We start from the raw sequence: 3,376 nt of genomic DNA on the forward strand, positions 1-3,376 counted from the left end.
ACTGCGTTCCCGCATCGACGAACACCGGGCAGCTCAGCGCCGCGCCCAGCACCGTGCCCGAGCTGGCGAGCAGGCTGGTCGCCTGCGCCTGCGCCGCCTCCGGCGACAGCGAGCGCAGCGCCGAGATGTAGGAGCTGCCGCTGCCGCTCCCCATCTGCGAGAGATAGCCGAAGAAGGGCGCGAAGAACGCGTCGGCGTTGCCCCAGGCCGTGTTCAGGTGGCCGGCGAGGGAGGCCTCGCTGCTCGCCAGTGCCACGCCGGCCGGCGCGAAGCGCGCGTTGGGCGTCAGCGAGAGCGTCCGGCCGTCGTTGCTCGTCTTCCAGTCGAACAGCAGCGATGACGGCGCGCTCGCCCCCGCGTTGAGCGAGCCGGCGCTCAGCACCGGATAGGTGCCCGGGAGTAGCCGGGTGGCGGTGGGGACGATCGCGCCCGCGACGTCGGCGTTGCCCGTGATGGTCAGCAGGTCCGCCCGCCGCGCCGACAGGGAATCGATATCCACACCCAGGGTGCCCGACGTCGTCTGCCGGTAGGTGCCGGTGAGCGTCGTCGCGCCCACGGCGCCGGCACCGCCGACGTTGACGAGTCCGTTGTTCTGGACGAGGCCCGCCACAACCGCCGGTCCCGCATTGAAGGTCCCCGACGGCCCAATTTGGACTTGTCCCGCGCCACCGGCATAGACGCTTCCGGTGATGACGCCTCCCAAGTTCTGCACGTCTATCGACCCGCCGCCAGTTGCCACGATGGCCGTACCGCTGGCTCCCAGCCCCGACGTGACCTCGCTGGTGATATCAATGGAGACCATGCTCGCGCCGGGACCGTCGATCTGAATGGCGCTCGCGCCCGGTTGATCAGGCGTCGCCTGCGTACCGACGCCGCCTGTCACGGTACCGGCAAAGAAGCTGGAGGCGGAGGTGCCGACGTACTGGACTGACACTGTGCTGCCCGCGCCGCCACCAGGGCCGGTGCTCTGCGCAAAGATGCCAATGCCCTGGGGACCGCTGGCCGTAACCGTTGCACCCAAAACGTTGACGACGACGGGGCCGCCGGCCCCGCCCGAACCGGTCGACGTGCTGCCGGCAAAGACCCCGTTGCCGTCGAGCGTCAGCCCGCCGCCGCCGCCGACGCTCTGCGCCAGGATGCCCACCGCGCCGGCGCCGCTGACATTCACGCTGCCGCCGTTGTCGACGTCGACGGTCACGGCACCGCCATTGCCGGAGCCGGCACTCGACCGCGGACCAGGCCAATTGGTGGCCAACGACGGGGAGCCGGGGTTAGGATCGGCGATGCGAATGACGCCGCCGCCGCCACCGATCGACTGCGCCACGATGCCGTGCGCCGAGACGCCCGTCGTCGTGATGGTGAGGTTGTTGCCGATGAGGTTGACGGCACCGCCGGCTCCGCCCGAGGCGTCGCCGCCGATCTCCGTCGTCACCGTCTGGGCGCTCGGCTGTGCGGTGATCAGGCCGCCGCCGCCGCCGATAGACTGCCCCAGTACGCCAAAGGCGTAGTCGCCCGTCGTCGCGATATTGAGCGGATTGTTGGTGGAGGTGGCCGCCTGCAGGTTAACAGTGCCGCCGTTGCCACTCGCATCCTGGCCGCCGCCGGCCGAGAGCGTCAGCGTCTGGCCGGGAAACTTGAAATTGGAGACGAAGAGGCTGCTGCCGGCGCCGCCGATGCCGCCGCCGCCGCCGACCGACTGGAGCACGAGGCCGTCGGCGGCCGTGCCTGTGGTGGAGATGGTGGAGCCGTTGGTGTTGTTGTACTGGAACAGCACGCTGCCGCCGTTGCCGCCGACTCCGCCGGCGCCGCCAGTGGACGCGCCGAGCGAGATGGTGCCGGTGGCGCTGTCGGAGCCGTCGGCGCCGATGCCGCCGCCGGCGCCGATGCTTTGGGCGATGATGCCGGCCGCAGCGTAGCCAGCCGTCGAGATGACGGTGTTGCCCTGAAGCATGTTGACGTTGACGGCGCCGCCGTTTCCGCCCTGCCCGCCCTGGCCACCGACGGCATGATCGATGTTGACTGTGGTTTCCGGCTCTCCACCCGTGCCGGCTGCCGCAGCGGTGCCACCCTTGCCGCCGCCCCCGCCGATCGAGTGCGCGAGGACGCCGTTCGCCCAATCGCCGGACGTCGTAATGCCGTCGGAGAGGTTCACGTTCACGGTGCCGCCCTGGCCGCCGCCGCCGCCGGCGCCGCCGACCGCAAGTGAGAGAGTGGTCTCCAATGCAACCTTGCCCTTCTCGAGGGTGCTCTTGATGTTGCTGATCCCCTGGCGCGCTTCCAGCGCCTGGATGATCGGGTTATCGGCCGACGCATCCGCACCGGACGAGCCGCCGATGCCGCCGCCGCCGCCGATCGATTGCGCCACCACGCCGGTGGCGTCGCCGCCATGGGTGACGATGGGGGCAGAGACGCTGACATTGACTGTGCCGCCGGCGCCACCGCCGCCGCTCGTGGTGCCGAACCCGATCTTGAGGTCAGGCTCGTAGTTGACGTTGCCGACCGAAAAGGTCTTGCCGACATTCACTGAGGCGCCCTGCGAGATGCCGCCCCCGCCCCCGATCGACTGCGCCGCCACGCCGATCGACCCGGAGCCCCAGGTGGTGATGCCGTTCCCAGCGAACATGGAGACCGTCACGGCGGCGCCGTCGCCGCCGCCGCCCCCTCCTGAGCCCAGGCCCAAATAGCCCGAGTAAGTGGACCCGGTGCCGACGGACTGCGTGTTGCCACTGCCGATGCCGGCGTTGCCACCGCCGCCACCGATGGAATGCGCGGTGATGCCGTTGGAGAAATCGCCGTAGGTGACGATCGAAGTCGCGGCACTGCCGGCCGCGTCCTGCTGCGGCGCGCCGTTGACGATGGTGCCGCCGACCGCCACCAGCACGGAGCCGCCGCCGTTGCTGCCGCCGCCCGAACCGCCCATCGTGAAGTTGCCGGTGACCCCCATCGACCCGGCCCCGTCCGGCACCGTCTGCCCGTAGCCGACGACCACGGCCGAAGCCGACGAATCGCCGCCGGCGCCGCCGCCGCCACCGATCGACTGCACCAGCACGCCCGTGGAGCCCTGGCCGCTGGTGGTGATGGAGCCGCCGCTCGACAGGCCGAACTGGGCCGTGCCGCCGACGCCGCCACTGCCGCCCTTGCCGCCGAGGCCGACCGATGCCGCCAAACCGAACTGGTTCCCGTCCGGGTCGTACGGGACGGCGACCGCCACGGACTGCGCCAGGGCCGTGCCGCCGACGCCGCCACCGCCGCCGATCGACTGCACCACGACACCGAAGCTGTCGACCGGCAGCGCATTGCACTGCACCGTTCCGCAGATGCCGTTGGTCACGGTGCCGCCGTGGACGAGGAAATCATTCTGACCGGTCGAAATCTG

Annotated in this window: 1 protein-coding gene; it reads right to left on the reverse strand. The window is 70.7% G+C overall.

The window, feature by feature from the left end; genetic code table 11:
• The coding region (locus IEW34_RS22085) for a beta strand repeat-containing protein (RefSeq protein WP_373288298.1) at positions 1–3,376 on the reverse strand (3,376 nt) is incomplete at both ends.

The sequence above is a fragment of the Chelatococcus reniformis genome (assembly GCF_014640075.1).
Taxonomy (GTDB): Bacteria; Pseudomonadota; Alphaproteobacteria; order Rhizobiales; family Beijerinckiaceae; genus Camelimonas; species Camelimonas reniformis.